This is a genomic window from Streptomyces hokutonensis, assembly GCF_000376565.1.
GTDB classification, from domain to species: domain Bacteria; phylum Actinomycetota; class Actinomycetes; order Streptomycetales; family Streptomycetaceae; genus Streptomyces; species Streptomyces hokutonensis.
Genome location: NZ_BARG01000080.1, coordinates 1 through 18858, shown reverse-complemented (window position 1 = coordinate 18858; position 18858 = coordinate 1). Strand labels below are relative to the sequence as shown.

19 protein-coding genes are annotated in these 18858 nt (G+C 69.6%); 13 read left to right on the top strand and 6 right to left on the bottom strand.

What is annotated here, in order from left to right; all coding sequences use genetic code 11:
* The 3 genes from SSP08S_RS42200 to SSP08S_RS42190 all read right to left on the bottom strand — a co-directional run.
* Nucleotides 1–695 (bottom strand): phosphatase PAP2 family protein (locus SSP08S_RS42200; protein WP_019073691.1); only part of this gene is annotated, 695 nt, incomplete at its 3' end.
* Between the two features lie 166 nt (nucleotides 696–861).
* The gene (locus tag SSP08S_RS42195) at nucleotides 862–1806 is read right to left on the bottom strand and encodes a bifunctional lytic transglycosylase/C40 family peptidase (RefSeq protein WP_439654595.1); all 945 of its coding nucleotides are present in this window, start codon (nucleotides 1804–1806) and stop codon (nucleotides 862–864) included.
* Nucleotides 1807–1989: 183 nt separating this feature from the next.
* The gene (locus tag SSP08S_RS42190; protein WP_019073689.1) at nucleotides 1990–2775 is read right to left on the bottom strand and encodes a trypsin-like serine peptidase; all 786 of its coding nucleotides are present in this window, start codon (nucleotides 2773–2775) and stop codon (nucleotides 1990–1992) included.
* A gap of 188 nt (nucleotides 2776–2963) precedes the next feature.
* On the opposite strand from SSP08S_RS42190, the gene SSP08S_RS42185 reads away from it, so the two are divergent.
* On the top strand, nucleotides 2964–3242 hold the full coding sequence (locus SSP08S_RS42185; protein ID WP_019073688.1) for a DUF397 domain-containing protein: 279 nt from the start codon (nucleotides 2964–2966) through the stop codon (nucleotides 3240–3242).
* Nucleotides 3235–3618 (top strand): VOC family protein, encoded by a 384-nt coding sequence (locus tag SSP08S_RS42180; RefSeq protein ID WP_019073687.1) that lies wholly within the window; start codon nucleotides 3235–3237, stop codon nucleotides 3616–3618. Before SSP08S_RS42185 ends, SSP08S_RS42180 begins: the two co-directional genes overlap by 8 nt.
* 15 nt (nucleotides 3619–3633) lie before the next feature.
* Here the strand turns inward: SSP08S_RS42180 and SSP08S_RS42175 are convergent, their stop codons facing one another.
* Nucleotides 3634–4395 carry an SDR family oxidoreductase gene (locus SSP08S_RS42175; RefSeq protein WP_019073686.1) on the bottom strand — a complete coding sequence of 254 codons (762 nt, stop codon included), beginning with the start codon at nucleotides 4393–4395 and terminating at the stop codon, nucleotides 3634–3636.
* A 56-nt stretch (nucleotides 4396–4451) separates the two neighbouring features.
* Between SSP08S_RS42175 and SSP08S_RS56945 the strand changes: the two genes are divergently transcribed.
* Nucleotides 4452–5066 carry a TetR/AcrR family transcriptional regulator gene (locus SSP08S_RS56945; RefSeq protein WP_019073685.1) on the top strand — a complete coding sequence of 205 codons (615 nt, stop codon included), beginning with the start codon at nucleotides 4452–4454 and terminating at the stop codon, nucleotides 5064–5066.
* On the opposite strand, the gene SSP08S_RS42165 is transcribed toward SSP08S_RS56945, so the two are convergent.
* Nucleotides 5029–5967 carry an oxidoreductase gene (locus SSP08S_RS42165; RefSeq protein WP_019073684.1) on the bottom strand — a complete coding sequence of 313 codons (939 nt, stop codon included), beginning with the start codon at nucleotides 5965–5967 and terminating at the stop codon, nucleotides 5029–5031. The two genes, SSP08S_RS56945 and SSP08S_RS42165, sit on opposite strands and share 38 nt — an antisense overlap.
* 99 nt (nucleotides 5968–6066) lie before the next feature.
* Between SSP08S_RS42165 and SSP08S_RS42160 the strand changes: the two genes are divergently transcribed.
* From SSP08S_RS42160 to SSP08S_RS42115, 10 genes are all read left to right on the top strand, one after another.
* Complete coding sequence (locus tag SSP08S_RS42160; protein ID WP_019073683.1) at nucleotides 6067–6657, top strand: TetR/AcrR family transcriptional regulator; 591 nt, start codon at nucleotides 6067–6069, stop codon at nucleotides 6655–6657.
* A 271-nt stretch (nucleotides 6658–6928) separates the two neighbouring features.
* Complete coding sequence (locus SSP08S_RS42155; RefSeq protein WP_019073682.1) at nucleotides 6929–8290, top strand: S53 family peptidase; 1362 nt, start codon at nucleotides 6929–6931, stop codon at nucleotides 8288–8290.
* Nucleotides 8291–8632: 342 nt separating this feature from the next.
* Nucleotides 8633–9946 carry a S53 family peptidase gene (locus tag SSP08S_RS42150; RefSeq protein WP_019073681.1) on the top strand — a complete coding sequence of 438 codons (1314 nt, stop codon included), beginning with the start codon at nucleotides 8633–8635 and terminating at the stop codon, nucleotides 9944–9946.
* Nucleotides 9947–10320: 374 nt separating this feature from the next.
* A complete protein-coding gene (locus SSP08S_RS42145; protein WP_014673544.1) occupies nucleotides 10321–10629 on the top strand; it encodes a DUF8827 family protein in 309 nt (102 codons plus the stop codon).
* 169 nt (nucleotides 10630–10798) lie between these two features.
* Nucleotides 10799–11641 (top strand): DUF8175 domain-containg protein, encoded by an 843-nt coding sequence (locus SSP08S_RS42140; protein WP_019073680.1) that lies wholly within the window; start codon nucleotides 10799–10801, stop codon nucleotides 11639–11641.
* A complete protein-coding gene (locus SSP08S_RS42135) occupies nucleotides 11631–12950 on the top strand; it encodes a hypothetical protein (RefSeq protein ID WP_019073679.1) in 1320 nt (439 codons plus the stop codon). Before SSP08S_RS42140 ends, SSP08S_RS42135 begins: the two co-directional genes overlap by 11 nt.
* Nucleotides 12947–14506 carry an SCO6880 family protein gene (locus tag SSP08S_RS42130; RefSeq protein WP_019073678.1) on the top strand — a complete coding sequence of 520 codons (1560 nt, stop codon included), beginning with the start codon at nucleotides 12947–12949 and terminating at the stop codon, nucleotides 14504–14506. The genes SSP08S_RS42135 and SSP08S_RS42130 overlap by 4 nt, the downstream gene beginning before the upstream one ends.
* A 7-nt stretch (nucleotides 14507–14513) precedes the next feature.
* Nucleotides 14514–15947 carry an ATP-binding protein gene (locus SSP08S_RS42125; protein ID WP_019073677.1) on the top strand — a complete coding sequence of 478 codons (1434 nt, stop codon included), beginning with the start codon at nucleotides 14514–14516 and terminating at the stop codon, nucleotides 15945–15947.
* 16 nt (nucleotides 15948–15963) lie between these two features.
* Nucleotides 15964–17412: a type IV secretory system conjugative DNA transfer family protein gene (locus tag SSP08S_RS42120; RefSeq protein ID WP_019073676.1), complete on the top strand. Its 1449-nt coding sequence runs from the start codon at nucleotides 15964–15966 to the stop codon at nucleotides 17410–17412.
* 84 nt (nucleotides 17413–17496) lie between these two features.
* Nucleotides 17497–18267, top strand: a complete 771-nt coding sequence (locus tag SSP08S_RS42115) for an alpha/beta fold hydrolase (protein WP_019073675.1) — start codon at nucleotides 17497–17499, stop codon at nucleotides 18265–18267.
* A 28-nt stretch (nucleotides 18268–18295) separates the two neighbouring features.
* Here SSP08S_RS42115 and SSP08S_RS42110 read toward each other — a convergent pair whose 3' ends face one another.
* Complete coding sequence (locus SSP08S_RS42110) at nucleotides 18296–18841, bottom strand: GNAT family N-acetyltransferase (protein ID WP_019073674.1); 546 nt, start codon at nucleotides 18839–18841, stop codon at nucleotides 18296–18298.
* Between the last annotated feature and the right edge of the window lie 17 nt (nucleotides 18842–18858).

Below are 18858 nucleotides of genomic sequence, written 5' to 3'. Positions count from 1 at the left end.
TCCCGTTCCTCAGTCCCCGAAGTCTCCGTCCGAGCCCCCGGGATCACCGCGTCCCGGGCCAGCCGACGAGCGTCACCGGACCGAACCAACCACGCCCCCCACCGCGAGCCCTCAACAGCCCTCAACACAGGCGTAAGCAGAGCCATGGCCGGCGGAGACAGCAGAAGAGCCACAGCCGTACCGAGCGCGAACCCGCCGATCACGTCGGTCGGATAGTGCACGCCCATGTAGACCCGGCAGAACCCCTCCACCAGCGCGAGCCCTATCCCCAGCAACCCGAACCGCCGGTTCGCGACGAACAGCGCGACGCCCATCGCCATGGTGATCGTGGCGTGGTCACTCACGAAGGAGTAGTCGGTCTTGCCGGAGACGAGGACATCGATGCCGGTGTGGTCGAGGAAGGGGCGGGGCCGCTCCACGAACCCGCGGATGGGCACGTTCACAAGAACGGCGATCGCCGCGGCCAGCGGTGTCCAGACGAGCGCCGCGACGGACTGCGCGGCGTCCTCGTCCGCGCGCCGCCGCACGGACCACCAGCACCACACCACGAGCAGCACCATGGCGATCAGCAGTCCGTACTCGCCGACGAACTCCACGATCCGGTCGAACCAGTGCGGCGCGTCCTTGGCGAGGCCATTGATGTCGTAGAGCAGATCGACGTCGGGGTTGGACCCGGATTCGGCGAGTACAGCCATGATGCTGCGGCTCCTTCGTCGTTGTTCCGGGCGCATCTCGCGTGCGCATTACTCAACAGGAACGCACGGCCCCTCTTTGTACGTTCCACACTCCACCGAATGATCACGCAGACGTTATCGAAGAGAGACTCATCGCCCCAGCTCAGGGGGTGGGTTCACGCTCGGTTCACACCGTCGTGGGGAGCGCTTTCGCGCCATCTTCGGTGACCCGGGTCGCGCCGAAGTAATCGGGGGTGTCAATGGGGTCGAACCGGATCACAGCACCCGTCCGGGGCGCGTCGATCATGTATCCGCCGCCGACATAAATCCCCACATGCCGGATGGCGCGGGAATTGGTGAGGTCGTCCGAGAAGAACACCAGATCTCCCGGCAGCAATTCGGCCCGCTGCGGATGCGGTCCCGCGTTGTACTGGTCGTTCGCAACGCGCGGCAGCGTGATCCCCGCGCTCTCGAACGCGGCCTTGGTCAGCCCCGAGCAGTCGAAGCGCCCGCCCTGGTCGGCGGTGCCGTTCCCGCCCCACAGATAGGGGGTGCCGAGCTTCTTCTGGGCGTAGTTGATGGCGGTGGCGGCCTGCTCGGAGGGGTCGACCCGGCTGACCGGCGCGGCGAAGCTCTGCTCCAGGGACGTGATCGTCTTCACGTAGTTCTTGGTCTCCGCGTACGGCGGCACGCCCTGGTACTTGATGACGGCGTACGCGCCCGCGTTGTACGAGGCGAGCATGTTCTCGCTCTGGTTGCCCGGCACGTCCTTCACATAGGAGGCGAGCTGGCAGTCGTAGCTCGCGGCCGACGGAATCGCGTCGTTCGGGTCCCATACGTTGCGGACGCCGTCGCCGTTGCCGTCGATCCCGTGCGTGGCCCAGGTCCCGGGGATGAACTGCGCTATCCCCTCGGCCTTCGCGGGGCTCTTCGCGTTCGGGTTGAAGCCGCTCTCCTGGTAGAGCTGGGCGGCGAGCAGTGCGGGGTTGAGGGCGGAGCAGAGGTTGCCCCACTTCTGCACGAGTGACGAATAGGCCGCCGGCACCGCGCCCTTGGCGAGCGAGACGCTGCCTCCGCCGGCTCCGCCTGCGAGGTTCCCGGCGACGAGGTACACCCCGACGACGAGCAGCATCACGAAGCTGAGCCCGAGCCCGGCCGCGACCCCACCGATCACCCATACTTTTCGCACGGCTCAACCCTCCCCCATGTCAGCCCTGTTCAAGGCCATTTCGGGGCAGGGTGGCGGCATTTCGCTGTGTTTCCGCCGGATGTGACGCGTATTCAGCGAGCGGAGCGGGAGGTGCGGCGGCCCTTATTACGGGTCGCTCGTGGCGTCCTTGTACAACTCGGCCGCTTCTTTCCCGAGCACGACACTGTAGGAGATATCGGGCGTCAGTCCGCCCTGTTCGTGTCCGCCGATGACTCCGACGACCTGCTGGTCCCCGTTGATCCAGGGGCTGCCGCTGGTGCCGCCGGTGAAGCCCGGGCAGTCGATGCGCTGCTGGGTGGCGCTGTGCTGGGTCGGCTTGTTGGTGCAGCTGATGGGCTGGTCGGTCGCGGAGGGGTAGCCGGTGATCGTCACGGCGGTGGCCCCGGTCTCCGTCCCGGCGGTGAACCGGTCGGCGCCGACCACGTCCTCGATGTTCTTACCGTCCACCTCGGCGACCGTGGCGAAGCCGATGTCACTGTCCTCGGCCTGCCCCTGGTTCCACCCGTCCGGCAGGTACCGCTGCAGGACCTTCCAGACTCCGTACGGCGCCTTGCCGTCCCGGTAGCCGGGCACGAAGACGTCGCCGGGGTCGCCGTCCAGGCAGTGGGCCGCGCTGACGATGAGGTTGTGCCCCGCGCTGTGCACCACGGACGCGGTGCAGTGGTGGCCGCCGGCCAGGCTGGTGGCGTGGTCCGACCCGAACAGGGCTCCGACCCGCACGCTCTGTTTGTTCACCTCGGTCACGGTGGTCACGCCGAAGGGCCCCGGGCCGTCGTCGGCGGTCGCCACGGAGGCCGAGGTCAGGGCCAGCGTCACCACGGCGACGAACAGCGCGTACCGGCGGTTGCCCGCGAGGCGAGCGGAACGGGAGATGCGTGAGCTGCGCTTCATCGGCCCCCACTTTGTCCCACGAAGGTGAGAAAGGACGTCGACGTTTGCTGAGATTTCGCTGTGAACGGCTCGTGCATTGACTCGTTCGGCGCTTCGTTCGGCGGTCTGTCCACCGTACTGTCCTCTCGTCTCTTCTGCCCCCTGAGCGATACTCGATGCCGCCCCGGCTCCAGAAAGAGGAATCTCCCGTGTCCGACCTCCCTCCCGGCCTCACCTGGGAACGCGCCGCCCCACCGGACGCCACCGGACCCGGCCCCTGGATAGAGATCGCCTTCGGCGAGGGGGACGACGGCGAGGCCCCCGTCTACATCCGCGAGACCAGCGACCCGGCCAACGTGGTCACCACCAACCGCCGCAAGTGGGACGCCTTCGTACTGGGCGTCCAGGCGGGCGAGTTCGACCACTTCGTGGAGGGCGTGGCGGACGCGGCGGACGCAACAGCCCCGGAAACAGGGCCACATGCATAGAAGCCGCGTCTTCGCCCTCCTGATCGACACCCCCGGCCCGGAGGCCGCCGCCGCGGCGGCCTTCTGGTCGGCGGCCCTCGGCACCCCCGCCGCACCGGTCCCCTCGGAGGAGCAGTTCATCAGCCTCCACGAGGCAATACCCGGTCTGGTGACGGCGGTTCAGTCGATCGACGACACCAACCCGCGCTTCCACATCGACATCGAGACCGACGACGTGGAGGCGGAGACCGCCCGACTGCTCGCCCTGGGCGCGACCCCGGTCTCCCGCTGGCTGGAGTGCCGCACCCTGCGCGCCCCCGGCGGCCACCTCCTGTGCGTGCTGCCGGTGCACAGCGACCCGGAGGTCTTCAACGCCGGGGCGCGCAGCTGGAGTTGACGGCCCCGGTCCCGCTCAGAACGTCGTCGTCATCCCGCCGTCCACCGCGATCGTCTGCCCCGTGATGAACGACGCCGTGTCGCCCGCCAGGAACACCACGATCCCCGCGATCTCGGCCGGCCGCCCCCAACGTCCCAGGGCGGTACGGGTCTTGAGCCACCGGCCCCACTCGGGGTCGTCCGCGAGACCGGCGTTGACCTCGGTCGCGAAGGTCCCCGGGGCCACCGAGTTGACGGTCGTGCCGCTGGGGCCGAGGTCCGCGGCGAGGGCCCGGGTCAGCCCGTCGAGGCCGGCCTTGACCGTGGCGTAGGCGATGTCCCCGGTGCGGCCCAACTGGCCCATGACGGAGGAGACGTTGATGATGCGGCCCGGAGTGCGCCGGGCGGCCAGGCCCTCGGCGACGGTCCGGCTCAGCGCGTACGCCGAGGTGAGGTGGACGTCCAGCATGTGTGCCAGCGCGTCCGGGGTCATGTCGTACAGCCCCCGCCGGTCGCGCTGGCCGACGTTGTTGACCAGGACGTCGATGTCCCCGAGCCCGCTCACCGCCTCCCGCGCCGCCGCCCGCTCGGTGACGTCGAAGACCGCGGCCGAGGCGTCCAGCCCCTCGTCGCGCAGCGCCCGCACGGTCGCGCCGACGGTGGCCCGGTCCCGCCCGTTGACCAGTACCCGCGCGCCCGCCCCGGCCAGCCCCCGGGCCATCTCCAGGCCCAGCCCGCGCACCGAGCCGGTCACCAGGGCCGTACGCCCGTCGAGCGAGAAGGCGTCGTGACCACCCATGCCGCGACCTCCACCGGAGCTGGCACTGAAACAGTCGTTTCAGTTACGGTAGCGCAGTGGGCACTCCATCGTCATCAGCGCCTTCTCCCCGGCGCACCGAACTCCTCGACGCCTGCTACGCCTACCTCCTCGAACACGGCCTCACCGGCCTGTCCCTGCGCCCCCTCGCCGCCGCCACGGGCACCAGCCCGCGCGTCCTGCTCTACCTGTTCGGCAGCAAGGACGAACTGCTGCGGCAGCTGCTCGCCAGGGCGCGGCACGAGCAGGTCGGGACGATGGCCGCCGTGCTCACCGAGGCCGGAGGCGACGACTTCGACGCCCTCGTGGACCGCCTGTGGGCCTTTCTCTCCGCGCCGGAGCAACGCCCCATGGTGCGGCTGACGTACGAGGCCTTCCTGCTGTCCCTCGGCCGCGATCCCGGCCCGTGGGCGGGCTTCGCCGGCGAGGCGGCCCGGGAGTGGCTCGACCTCCTCGCGCGGGCCCAGCCGCCCGGCACCCCGCCCGCCCTCGCGCAGGCCCGGGCGACGCGGGCCCTGGCACTGGTCCGCGGCCTCCTGCTGGACCTCCTGGCCTGCGAGGAACCGGAACGGGTGCGGTCGGCGCTCACCCTCGGCACCGAGGGGCCGGCGCCCGCTACGCCACCGCCCCCACCGAGAACCGCACCCCGGTGAGCTCCTCCGAAGCCGTCCACAGCCGCCCGGCCGCCGCCACGTCGCTCGCCTCGGCGCTGCGCCCCACCAGCGTCGGCGCCCCGCGCATCTCGCCCAGTCCGCTCGGGCCGACGTAGCTCGCGCCCGGCAGGTCCTGGGTCGCCGCGTACAGCGTGGGCAGGGCGCCGCCCTTGTCGTCCTGGGCGAGGACCCTGTTGCCGACGGCCATCAGCGCGCGGCCGACCGGGTTCGCCGTGTGGCTCTGGAGGTTGGTCGCCGCCCAGCCCGGGTGGGCCGCCAGCGCGCGGACGCGGGAGCCCGACTCGGCCAGCCTGCGCTGGAGTTCGAGCGTGAACAGCAGGTTGGCCAGCTTGGACTGGGAGTAGGCGCGCTGCGGGCCGTAGATCCCGTCGAGGTTCAGGTTCTCGAAGTGGATGTAGCCGTCGCCCATCTTGTGCGCGCCGGAGGAGACGGTCACCACGCGGTCGGTGATGTGCGGGAGCAGCAGGTTCGTGAGGGCGAAGTAGCCCAGGTGGTTGGTGCCGAACTGGGTCTCGAAGCCGTCCCGGGTGCGTCCCTCGGGGAGCATCATCACGCCCGCGTTGTTGATGAGCAGGTCCAGCGGGCCGTCCCACGCCTCGGCGAACTCCCGCACGGACGCCAGGTCCGCGAGGTCCAGCCGCCGCACCTCGGTGCTGCCGCCCGCCCTCGCCGCCGCGGCCCGCCCGCGCTCCGGGTCCCGTACGGCGAACACGACGTGCGCGCCCGCGCGGGCCAGCTCGACGGCGGCCGCGAAGCCGATACCGCTGTTGGCGCCGGTGACGACCGCCGTCCGGCCGGAGAGATCGGGGATCCGGCTCGCGTCCCACTTGGCCGCCTTGCCGGGGCCCTTGCCAGTGATGGTCTTGCCCGTGTTGTCCATGCCCCCCAATGTAGGCAACGACTACAATGCTGTCAATGACAACAATGATGTCGGTAGCAACAATGCTGCCGCCGTCTACATCGGGATACGATGGTTCGCATGCCTGTACGCCCCTATCACCACGGAGACCTGCGCTCCGCCCTGCTCGCGAGCGCGGAGCGCACCCTGCTGGAGAAGGGCGTCGCGGCCCTGTCCCTGCGTGAGCTCGCCCGGGACATCGGGGTCAGCCATGCCGCCCCCGGCCGCCACTTCAAGGACAAGCAGGCCCTCGTCGACGCGCTGGCCCTGTCCGGCTTCGAGCGCATGGCCCAGCTGCTGAACGCCACCGACGACGCGCAGGCACCACTGGAGGACCGCCTCGTCGCGCTGGCGAAGGCCTATGTGCACTTCGCCGCGTCCAACGCCGAGCTGCTCGAGGTCATGTACACCCGCAAGCACGACCCGGACATCTCCGAGCAGCTGATCGCGGCCGTCGAGAGCACCACGGTCCCCTTCGTGCGGATCATCTCCGACGCCCAGGAGCGTGGCGAGATCGTCGCCGGCGACGCCTGGACGGTGAGCCTGGTGGTCGGCGCCGCGCTGCACGGCACGGCCTCCTTCGCGGCCCAGGGCACCCTCACCCCGGAGTCCGCGGTCGCCGGCGTCCCGGACCTGATCCACCATCTGCTGAACGGCCTCAAGCCCCGCTGACAGGGCGCCGGCCGGCGCCGTTCAACGCGCGTCACGCTGTGGACTTCCCGTGGAGAGAGTCAAGTCCGGGCCATTGCCACGCCATCCCGGCGCCATTGATCAGCAATCCCCCAACCCCCTTGAGTAACGCGGAAGTCAGAACTCCGGAACCCTTCTTGTTGTCACGTACTCAACAAGAGAAGGTCGTCACGGGCCGCCGCCCCCACCGGGAACCTCACCGGTGGATCCCCCACCCGCAGGCCTCTGCCCACCTCTCTCTGGAGGCTGTACGTTGCGTACGTCACCCCCCAACTCCCCCCACATACGCGGCAACTGGCGCAGAATCGGTTCTGCCGCCGCCGCGACCGCCGCGCTCCTGATCGCCGGACTCGGCACCGCGGCCCACGCGAGCGCCGACACCACCCCCCACAAGGTGACCGCCAAGGCCATCGCCGCGCAGGTCGCCAAGGCCCATGTGCAGTACGAGAAGGCCGCCTGCGGCGCCACGCCGAAGAAGGGGTTCGCCGCGTGTAACGCGCTGCGCGTCACCGGCGGCACCACCGCCTTCATGGAGAAGCAGGCCGCGCTCAAGGGTGTCGCGCCCAAGACCATCTCCCCGAAGGCCGCCACCGACGACCCGACCGGCTACGGCCCCTCGGACATCCAGTCCGCCTACGGCCTGGCCGACGCGGCCGCCGCCAACGGCTCCGGCGAGACCGTCGCGATCGTCGACGCCTACGACGACCCGAACGCCGAGGCCGACCTCGCGACGTACCGGTCGTACTACGGCCTCTCGGACTGCACCACGGACAACGGCTGCTTCACCAAGGTCAGCCAGACCGGCTCGACGACCTCCCTCCCCTCCGCCGACAGCGGCTGGGCGGGCGAGGAGTCCCTCGACCTCGACATGGTCAGCGCGACCTGCCCGAACTGCAACATCCTGCTGGTCGAGGCCAAGTCGGCGAGCGACGCCAACCTGGGCACCGCGGTGAACGAGGCCGTCAAGCTGGGCGCCAAGTTCGTCTCCAACTCCTACGGCGGCTCGGAGTCCTCCTCCGACACGACGTACGACACCTCGTACTACAAGCACGCGGGCGTCGCCATCACCGCGAGCGCGGGCGACGAGGGCTACGGCGCCGAGTACCCGGCCGGTTCCCGCTACGTCACCGCCGTCGGCGGCACCAAGCTCTCCACCTCCTCCAACTCCCGCGGCTGGACCGAGAGCGTCTGGAAGACCAGCAGCACCGAGGGCACCGGCTCCGGCTGCTCGGCCTACGACGCCAAGCCGTCCTGGCAGACCGACGCCACCTGCACCAAGCGCATGATCGCCGACGTCTCCGCGGTCGCCGACCCGGCCACGGGCGTCTCGGTCTACGACACCTACGGCGCCGACGGCACCGGCTGGGGCACCTACGGCGGCACCAGCGCCTCGTCCCCGATCATCGCCTCGGTCTACGCCCTGGCCGGCACCCCCGGCAGCAGCGACTACCCGGCCTCCTACCCCTACGCCGCGGCCGGCACCTCCGCCCTGAACGACGTGACCAGCGGCAACAACGGCACCTGCTCCACGTCGTACTACTGCACCGCGAAGTCGGGCTACGACGGCCCGACCGGCTGGGGCACCCCGGAGGGCATCTCGGCCTTCACCGGCTGAGGCACTCCCGCAGAGCCTCCCCGTCGGGTCACGGGGAGCCGCCGGCAGAGGGGGACGTGGGGTCCCCTCGGCGGAGCAAATGGCAACGGGCCGCGGCAACCAGCCGCGGCCCGTTCGCCGTGTCCCGGGCCCGGGACGGTCCCCAACTCCCATGAGAAACCTGTGGGTTTGGTAAAGAGCCAGACCCTGTTCGGTAAGCCGGAAGTCAGGATTCCAGCAGCCTCTTGTTGTCGCGTACTCAACAAGAGATGGTCATCGCGGGCCGCCCCCCACCGCCGGGGAAACCGCACCGGCGAGACGCACCCGCACCGCCCCTGTTCCACCGACTCAGGAGGCTGCACCTTGCGTACCACGACCCCCAACTCCCCCCACACGCACGGTAGATGGCGCCGCATAGGTTCCGCGGCCGTCGCCACGGCCGCACTCGTCTTCACCGGCCTCGGCACCGCCGCACAGGCCGACGCCGTGCAGAGCGCCACCACCTCCACCACGGTGACCTACGCCGCCACCCCCTGTGCGACCCCCAAGCACACCGGCGATCTCACCTGCAAGTCCTACCGCGTCACCGGCGGCCTCACCGCCTACCAGAAGATGCAGGCCGCGAAGACCGGCATCACCCCCAAGGCCGCCGACGCGACGACCCCCTCCGGCTACAGCCCGACCAACCTCCGCTCGGCCTACGGCCTGACCTCCGCCGCCGCCTCCAACGGCTCCGGCGAGACCATCGCGATCGTCGACGCGTACAACGACCCCAACGCCGAGGCCGACCTCGCGACCTACCGCTCGTACTACGGCCTCTCCGCCTGCACCACGGCCAACGGCTGCTTCAAGAAGGTCAGCCAGACCGGCTCCACGACCTCGCTGCCCTCGTCCGACGCCGGCTGGTCCGAGGAGATCTCCCTCGACCTCGACATGGCGAGCGCGATCTGCCCGCTGTGCAACATCACCCTCGTCGAGGCCACCAGCGCCAGCTACGCCAACCTCGGCACCGCCGAGAACGAGGCCGTAGCCCTCGGCGCCAAGTTCGTCTCCAACTCCTACGGCGGCTCCGAGTCCTCCTCGCAGACGTCGTACGACACCTCGTACTACAACCACGCGGGCGTGGCCATCACCGTCTCCTCCGGTGACAGCGCCTACGGCGCCGAGTACCCGGCGACCTCCCGATACGTGACGGCGGTCGGCGGCACCAAGCTCTCCACCTCCTCCACCACCCGCGGCTGGACCGAGACCGTCTGGAAGACGTCCAGCACCGAGGGCACCGGCTCCGGCTGCTCCGCCTACGACGCCAAGCCCACCTGGCAGACCGACACCGGCTGCACCAAGCGCATGGAGTCCGACGTCTCCGCCGTCGCCGACCCCGCCACCGGCGTCTCCGTCTACGACTCCTACGGCGTCACCGCCGGCTGGTACACCTTCGGCGGCACCAGCGTCTCCGCCCCGATCATCGCCGGTGTCTACGCCCTCGCCGGCACCCCGGCCAGCGGCACCTACCCCGCGCAGTACCCCTACGACTACGCGGGCACCTCGTCCCTCAACGACGTGACCAGCGGCAACAACGGCACCTGCACCACGTCGTACTTCTGCACCGCCACGACCGGCTACGACGGCCCGACCGGCTGGGGCACCCCGGAGGGCATCTCGGCCTTCGCGAACTAGGGCCGGACCAACGGACCCCCACCCTGATCTGATCAACAGTCACATGTCATGCCACCGTGGGTCGTGGGGGCCACACGTGGCATGAGAGAACGGGCCGCGGCATCCAGCCGCGGCCCGTTCATCATGAGAACATCAGCACGAGCAACTCGATAATCAGGGGCTAACGACCGAACCACGCACAGGTTCCGCCCAGGCCTCGTTGCCCGGCGTTACCTACCGTGATACACAGAGTGACCGTACGTAGTATTCGTACGAAACTCGCCAACCAATGACGCCAAGTCGACATACGTCGGCGCCATTGTCGGCGACAATGATGCCTGACCTCTGCGCACCTGCAGGGGATGCGGAACTACCCACCAGGGGCGGTGACTTACATGCTCTTTGCGGCCGACAAGGGAGACATCAACACCATCATCGGCGGGATCGCTCCGGACTGGGGCCCCTTCGGCAGCCTGGGCAACGAGGCCAAGGTGATGATCGAGGTGGTGATGGCGGTCGCCATCCTGCTCTGTCTCGGAATCGCCGTATGGGGTGCCGCCAAACAGCGCATCGGCGCGACGGCGCTCCGCGACACGTTCAGCGCGGAACAGGGCAAGGGCCTCATCATCGCCGGGCTGACCGGGGTCTTCATCATCGGCTCCCTGGGCACCCTCTTCACGATCGTGTACGGCATGGCCGTATAGCCGCCGGACTCGACCGCCCGCTCTCCCCACCCCACCCGCCCGTCGCGCCCACCGGCTGAGGTTGCGTTTCCCTGATGTCGAGTCACCACACCGCGCCCGCGCGGGAACCAGCACGGCTACCGTCGTACTTCCAGATGTTTCTGGACGACGGCGAAGGGGCGTACCCGGCATGAGTTCCGGAGACGAGCACGAGACCTCCGGCGGTTACGGCGGCACCGGCCAGACCCGCACCCGCTACCCCCAGGGCGACGGCGGCGACATCTACGGCGGCGCCCGCAAAGGCACCCGGTCCTCCTCCAGAAGCCTGGTCACGGTCGTCGGAGTAGTCGTCCTCCTCATCGCCGCCATCGCCTTCGCGAACCGCGGCGGCAACGACTCCGCCTCCAACGACACGACCGTGTCCGGCGGTTCGAAGCCGGACGCGAGTTCCACGGCGGCCAGCGGCACGAAGCCGGTGCAGACGAAGGCGGGCGGGATCCCCGCCGGATTCGCGCACGACCAGCAGGGCGCGGAGAGCGCCGCGACCAACTACGCGACGGTGCTCGTCTCGGCGGACATCCTCAAGCCGGCCCGGCGGGCGGAGATCGTGCAACAGGTCTTCGTCGCCGACCGGCAGACCGCGCTCCAGAACAGCCTCGACCAGGCCTACTCCAAGGAGTTCCTGAGCAAGCTCGGCCTGGACGCGAACGGCAACGCGAGCACGGGCAACACCTACGTCTCCCGCACCGTGCCCATCGGCACCAAGGTCACGAGCTACTCGGCCACCGCGGCGACGGTGGAAGTCTGGTGCACCGGGCTGTACGGCACGGCAGGCACCGTCTCGACCAACCCGGTGACCAGCGACTGGTTCACCCTGACGCTCCACCTGCGCTGGGCGGACGGCGACTGGAAGGCCGACAGCTTCTCCCAGAAGGACGGCCCCGCCCCCGTGCCCGGCGACAACAAGGCATCGACTGCCGACGAGATGGCCAAGGCCGTCCAGGAGTACGGAGGGTTCACCTATGCCCGGTAGCTCACGTCTCGTACTCAAGGCCGCGGCCGCCTTCACCGCCGTACAGACAACCGCCGTGCTGCTGGCCACCCATGCCGTCGCGGCCCCCTCGCCCACCCCGACACCGACGGGGTCGTCGGCGGCTCAGGAGTGCAAGCTCCTGGTCGGCGAGGCCAAGGACATCTGCGAGAACGGCAAGAAGGGTGCGGGCACCACCACCCCCAGCACCACCGACACCCTCGACCCCCTCTCCTCCCTCGCCAAAGGCTGTGCCGAAGCCGCCTCCTGGACGATCGACAAGCTCAGCGCCGCCGTCAAGGACACCGCGAGCGTCGACTTCACGAACTCCAAGTTCCTTCAGCAGTACGCCGTCGTCTTCGCCGCGTCGACGATCCTCACGCTCCTCCTGTGGCTGCTCGCGGTCGCCAAGCGCGCGGTGCGAGGCGTCCCCCTCACCACCGCGATCTCCGAGGCCGTCGGCTTCCTCTGGCTCACGGTCATCGCCTCCGCGTTCACACCCCTGATCCTGTACACAGTCGTCTCCGCCACGGACGGCATCTCGGACGTCCTCGCGAAGACGACCGGCAACCAGGACACCTTCTTCGGCAACTTCTCCAGCGCCCTGGCCAAGGGCAACAACATCGGCGGCGGCCCGATCATGCTGATCGTCGTCTCCCTGGTCAGCATCCTCGCCGCCGGCGTCCTCTGGCTGGAGCTCGTCATCCGCGCCGCCCTCCTCTACGTCGGCGCCCTCCTCGGCACCGTCGTCTACGCGGGCCTCGTCGACAAGAACCTGTGGGGCCACGTCCGCCGCTGGGCGGGCATCATGATCGCGGTGATCCTGGTGAAACCGGTCATCGTCATCGTGCTGGGCCTGGCCGGCGCGCTGTCCTCCGCCGACGGCCCGGACTCGTTCTCCGCCGTCGTCTCCGGCCTCGCCATCATCCTGCTGGCCATCTTCGCCAGCGCGATGATCTACCGCTTCGTCCCCGGCTTCGGCGACGACATCGCCAACGGCCGCAACAACCGCATCATGCAGAGCGCCGAGGGCAAGGCCGCCGCGGTCATCAGCTCCCCGGCCACCATGGTCGCCCAGGGCATCAAGACCCACAGCGCCCGCACGAACGACGGCGGAGGCGGCGGCCAGTCCTCCGGCTCCGCCCGCCCGTCCAACCCGGTCTCCGGCGGCGTCGCCGCCCACAGCACGCGCCCCTCCTCGGGCGGCGGCGGAGCAGTCCCCGCTTCCGCGCCCCCGCCCCGCCAGAGCCCGGCGAACACCCCGCACGCCAGCAACGCCCGCAACAACCGCACGGGAGGTGAAGGGCGTTGACGACAGAGTCCCACCTGTCCCATCCGATCACGCCCCGCCGGACATATCTCATCGGCCGGGCCCGGCCGAACGCGATCGTCGGCAAGAATCGTGAGACCGGCGAGATCGCGCTCATCATCGTGGGCGCGTTCCTCGGCATGATGTGCGGGCTCCTCGTCCCGGTCCTGTCCCTGCGGATCGTGCTGCTGACGGGCTTCCCGCTGCTGGCGCTGATGGCGGTCTACGTGCCGTACAAGCGCCGCACGTTCTACAAGTGGTTCGAGATCAACCGCAGTTACAAGCGCACCCTGCGCAACGGCACGACGTACCGCTCCTCCGTCATGGAGGCCGGCGTCCACCTCGACGGCCGCGAGGTAGAGATCGGCCCGCCGCCCGGGATCGGCCGCATCAACTGGCTGGCCGCCCCCTTCGGCCCCGACGAGATCGCCGTACTCCTGCACGCGGACCGCCGTACGGTCACCGCCGCGATCGAGATCGAGGGCCCGGGCGTCGGACTGCGCGACAGCGAGGACCAGGAGGCCCTCGTCGACCGCTTCGGCACCCTCCTCAAGCACGTGGCCAACGGCGACGGCTTCGTCACCCGCCTCCAGATGCTCGCCCGCACCCTCCCCGCCGACCCGGACGCCCACGCCAAGGACGTCGCCCAGCGCGGCGACGAGAAGGCACTGACGTGGCTCCAGCAGTCGTACGACCAACTGCAGTCGATGGTGTCCACCAGCAGCGAGCAGCACCGCGCCTATCTCGTCGCGTGCATGCACTTCACCCGCGAACTCTCCTCCGAGGCCCACGCGATGGCCCGCGCCTCCCGCCCCCAGGCGGGCCGCAAGCTCGACCGGGACGCGGGGCTCGCGGTCGTCATGGCGCGTGAACTCACCGACATCTGCTCGCGGTTGCAGGAGGCGGACATCCGCGTACGGCAGCCCCTCGGGCAGGGCAGGCTCGCCTCGCTCATCCACTCCATGTACGACCCGGACCACCCCATCGACCACATCCAGGCGATGACGAAACGCAACGCCTGGCCGGCCGAACTCGACGCCATGGAACCGACGTTCCTCCAGGCGAAGACCCGCGAGTCGTCCACCCGCGAGCCGTGGTGCCACGCCACGGCCTGGGTGAAGGAGTGGCCGATGACCCCGGTGGGCGTCAACTTCCTTGCCCCGCTCCTCGTCCACACCCCGGACGTGATCCGCACGGTCGCCGTCACGATGGACCTCGAACCCACCGAGGTCGCCATCGAGCGCATGCTGACCGAGAAGACCAACGACGAGGCCGACGCCTCCCGCGCCGCCAAGATGAACCGCACCGTCGACCCCCGCGACGTCGCCGCCCACGGCCGCATGGACCAGCGCGGCGAGGACCTGGCGAGCGGCGCGGCCGGCGTGAACCTGGTCGGCTACATCACCGTCTCCTCCCGCAACCCCGAGGCCCTCGCGCGCGACAAGCGCACGATAAGGGCGTCCGCCGGCAAGTCGTATCTGAAGCTGGAGTGGTGCGACCGCGAGCACCACCGCGCGTTTGTGAACACACTGCCGTTCGCCACCGGCATCCGGAGGTAGGGCTCAGATGCGGGATCCGCTGTCCGTCCTCACCGACGCCTTCACGTCCTTCCTCTTCGGCAAGATCGAGTCCACCCGCCTGCCCGTCCGCACCTCGACGGGCCAGGCCCAGGCGGTCTATCTCCCCACGGCCGCCCCCGGGTTGGGCGACTCCGGCGTCATCATCGGCCGCGAGGTCTACTCCGGCAAGGGCTACATCTACGACCCCTTCCAGCTCTACGGCCAGCAACTCCCCGCCCCCCACTGGCTGGTGCTCGGCGAGTCCGGCAACGGCAAGTCGGCCCTGGAGAAGACGTACGTCCTACGCCAACTCCGCTTCCGCGACCGCCAAGTCGTCGTCCTGGACGCTCAGGGCGAGGACGGCGTCGGTGAATGGAACCTGATCGCGGAGGAGTTGGGGATAACTCCCATCCGCCTGGACCCAACCGCCGCCCTGGACATGGGAATCCGCCTCAACCCCCTAGACCCGGCGATCACCACGACCGGCCAACTCGCCCTGCTCCGCACGATCATCGAGGTGGCGATGGGCCACGGCCTCGACGAACGCTCGGGCTTCGCGCTCAAGGTCGCGCACGCCTATGTCAACGAGACGATCGTCGACCGCCAGCCCGTCCTCATGGACATCGTCGAGCAACTACGGCACCCGGAACCGGAGTCGGCCGAGGCGATGAACGTCGCCATAGACGACGTACGCGCCTGGGGCCTGGACGTGGCCCTCGTCATCGACCGCCTGGTCGACGGCGACCTCCGAGGCATGTTCGACGGCCCGACGACGGTGGGCATCGACCTCGACGCCCCGCTCATCGTCTTCGACCTGTCCCACATCGACCGCAACTCCATCGCCATGCCCATCCTGATGGCCATCGTCGGCGTCTGGCTGGAGCACACCTGGATCCGCCCCGACCGGAAGAAGCGCATCTTCCTGGTCGAGGAGGCCTGGCACATCATCAACAGCCCCTTCGTGGCCCAACTCTTCCAGCGCCTGCTGAAGTTCGGCCGCCGGCTGGGCCTGTCGTTCGTGGCGGTGGTCCACCACCTGTCGGACGTGGTCGATGGGGCTGCCGCAAAGGAAGCGGCGGCGATCCTCAAGATGGCGTCGACGCGCACGATCTACGCCCAGAAGGCGGACGAAGCCCGAGCAACCGGGCGGGTGTTGGGGCTACCACGCTGGGCGGTGGAGATCATCCCGACCCTCACCCCCGGTATCGCGGTCTGGGACGTCAACGGCAATGTCCAGGTGGTCAAACACCTCATCACCGAGACGGAACGCCCGCTCGTCTTCACCGACCGCGCGATGACCCAGTCCTCCCGCGACCACGACCGCGAACTGACCGACGACGCCCTGCGCGCCGCCGAGTTGGAGGCGGAGGAACGCGCGGCGGCCTTCATGGAACAGCATTTGAGCGATCTCGACGGCTCCTCCGAGTCCACGGTGGCGTGAGAGGCGAAGAGGCGAGATGAGACCGAACGACGAACGGGAACGAGAACGGGAACGCCGAGGTGGCATCCCCGACGGCCTGTTGATCGGCCTGCTCGCCTTCCTCCTCGGCATGACCCTGCTGGTGTGGACGGCCACGGGACTGGCGGCCCTGTTCTCCAAGGGCGGCTGGCCCACTGGCGTGACCTTCGCCCGCACCCCCTTGGCCATGCGCCACCTGATCGGCCAGCCGCACGACATCACCGGCGCCTGGCCGGACACCCCGCAGGCGCAGCTCTCCGGCTACGGCCTCTTCTGGGGCCTGTTCATCGGCCAGCTGATGGTCCTCTTCGTCCTGACCGTGTTCACGATGGGCACGGTGGCGAGATGGCGGGCGGTACGGGCCAGGAGCCGAACGGCGGGACAGGCACCGGAAGTTCAGGAAGTACCTGCACCGAGACCGGAACCACAGCCGACGCCCGTCATCGAACAGCAGCCGATCGCACCGCCGCTCGCCTCTGCCCCTGCCTCAGCTTCTCCGATGAACGGTGAACGGGTGGGTGGATGGGAAAGGCTCTTTGTAGCACCGCCGGAAAGCCGCCAAACAACCGCAACCCAGGCAGTACGGGACGCGGAAGGCCCAGCCCTGGTAGTCACGTCAAACCCCACCATCTGGCAGGACACCAAGGACGCCCGAGCCAAACTCGGCCCGGTCCTCCTCTACGACCCCACCCACCTCTGCGACACCCCGGCCCGCCTCCACTGGTCCCCCACCACCGGCTGCGAGGACAAACAAACCGCGGTAAGGCGAGCCGCCGCCCTCCTCGCCCCCGTAAAACCCACCGCGAAGATCGACCAGGCGGTGGCGGACACCGCCGAGACCCTCCTCCGCAGCTATCTGCACGCCGCCGCGATCGACGGCCGCACCATCCGCCACGTCCACCGCTGGTCCCAGGGCACCCAGGTCCAGGACGCCGTACGAACCCTCCGTACGAACCCCAAGGCGGCCCCCGGCGCGGCAGGCGAACTGGAGGCCGCACTCACCTCCCACCCCGAACGCCGGGACATCGCCCAGGAGTTGACGAGCCGCGCACTGTCCTCCCTCTTCACGGTCAACATCCGCGAGGCCTGCACACCCAACAGAACTGACGCGCTCTCCTTGGATTCCTTCGCGAACGAAGGGGGCACGCTTTATCTGGTAGGTGAATCCATCGAGGACCCCCGTACAAACCCGGGCGCGATGCCTCTCCTCACCGCCCTCGCATCAAGCGTGGTCGAGCGCGGCCGGCACATGGCCGAACGGTCATCGGCCGGTCGCCTCGACCCACCAATGACGCTCGTCCTGGACGACGTGGCCGCGGTCGCCCCGCTCCCCCAACTCCCCGACCTCCTGGCCACGGGAGCCGACCGAGGCCTCCCCACCCTGGCCCTCCTCCGCTCCCGGGAACAGGCCAGAGCCCGCTGGCCCCACCACGAACTCCCCGTCTAGCAACGGCAGTTCCTCTCATACGAGCAGGTCGGCGCCGAAATACCCGGATGACCAGCCCCTTGAGGCCCCCGTAGGGTCTGCCGCATGACTCTTGCTCACGACACCACCGGGGACGACGGTCCCGCCCTCGTCCTCCTCCACTCGGCCGTCTGCGACCGCCGCATGTGGGACCCGCAGTGGCAGTCCTTGGCCGACGCCGGATACCGCGTGGTCCGCTGCGACTTCCGCGGCTTCGGCGAGACCCCGTTGCCGGACCACCGTCACAACGACGCGGAGGACGTACTCGACCTCCTCGACACCCTCGGCATCGAACAGGCGACCCTGATCGCCTCCTCCTACGGCGGCCAGGTCGCCCTGGAACTCGCCGCCCGCGAACCGGACCGCGTAACCGCGCTGGCCCTTCTCTGCTCCGGCCTCCCGGGCCACCAACCCACCGACGAACTCCGCGCGTTCGGCGAGCGGGAGGACGAGCTCCTGGAGGCGGGCGATGTCGACGGAGCCGTAGAACTGAACGTGGACACCTGGCTGGGCCCGGACGCCGACGCATCGGCACGGGAGAAGGTGCGCGGGATGCAGCGGCAGGCCTTCGACATCCAACTGGCCGCCCCCGACGGCGCCGGACGGAACAAGGTGGACTTCGACCTCACGGCCGTCAAGGCCCCCGCCCTCGCCGTCTCCGGCGGCCACGACCTGCCGGACTTCCAGCACATCGCGGCCCACCTGCCGAGCCTGCTCCCCCACACCAGCCACCTCGAACTGCCCTGGGCCGGCCACCTCCCCAACCTGGAGCGCCCCACCGCGGTGACAGCCCTGCTGACCGACTTCCTGCGCGAAACGGTCCCCGCCGCGCACTGAGCCCGCCCGGCAGACGGGCCTACGGCGCCTACGGCCGCTCGAACGCCATCTCCAGCTCGCGCTCGTCCGCCTTCCCGGGCAGCGGTACGACGACGCCCGTGGGTACGAAGCCGACCTTGCCGTAGAAGCGCCGGGCCCGTTCGTTGTCCTCGTGCACGATGAGCCGCACCCGCTCGACACCGCGGCCCCAGGACCACTCCAGGGCCGCGTCGAAGAGCACCTCGGTCAGCCCGATGCCCCGGACCTCCGGGCGCACGAACACCCCGACTATGTGCCCCTGCTTCCGCTCGACCGCGAAGCCGGCCCAGTCGACGGTCCCGGCCTCCTCGAGAAGCACGGTCAGTGTCCCGACCCACTCACCGTCCGGCCCCTCGGCAATGATCTGCTGAGCCTTCTCGGCACCTTCGGCGGCCCCTGCGGCCCGCTCCTGGTAGAAGGAGTCCGGCTGGGCCTTCGCCGCCTCATAGGTCTCCATGAAGGCGAGATGCGCGACCGGATCCTGCAGGGCGACCAGCCGCAGTTCCTTCGCCGCGGCCCACTCGTCGGCGCGTATCGAACGGATCTTGTAGTTCATGGCAGTAACGGTAGCCC